The following is a 418-nucleotide window of genomic DNA, read 5'->3' as shown; positions in this document are numbered from 1 at the left end:
GGCTCAGCCGGGTGGTGAAGGTGTCGAGGTTCCAGGTGGCGCCGGTGCCGGCACCGGGGGCGAGGGCGGCGGACTTCCAGGAAGCCCCGCCGGGGGACTGGTAGTCGAGGGTGAGCTGGTTCTCGCGGAGCCCGGCGTCGACGTTCGCGACGGCGAAGCCGGTGGTGACGTCGACCGCGTGGTCGGCGGAGTTGTGCAGCGTGGCGGTGAACTCGGCGGCCGGACCTCCGGCGGCCAGGGTGCCGGGGAAGCCCGCGACGGTGACCGTCACCGGGCTTCGCCGCTCCTGGGTCCCGACCGGCCCCGGGGTGCCCGGCCCGGGGGCGCCGAGGACCACACCGCCGGTGCCGCCGGAGCGCGACAGCGCGGCCGCACCGGGGGCGGCGGTCAGGGCAGCGCCCGAGACCAGGGTGGCAGC

Annotated in this window: 1 pseudogene; it reads right to left on the bottom strand. The window is 77.5% G+C overall.

The annotated features are described in order from the left end of the window. Positions 1–418 (bottom strand): annotated as a pseudogene (locus BI06_RS50720) (hypothetical protein); the annotation flags it as partial.

This window comes from Kitasatospora sp. MBT66 (assembly GCF_000710405.2).
GTDB lineage: Bacteria > Actinomycetota > Actinomycetes > Streptomycetales > Streptomycetaceae > Kitasatospora > Kitasatospora purpeofusca.
This window is presented reverse-complemented; position numbering and strand designations above follow the sequence as displayed.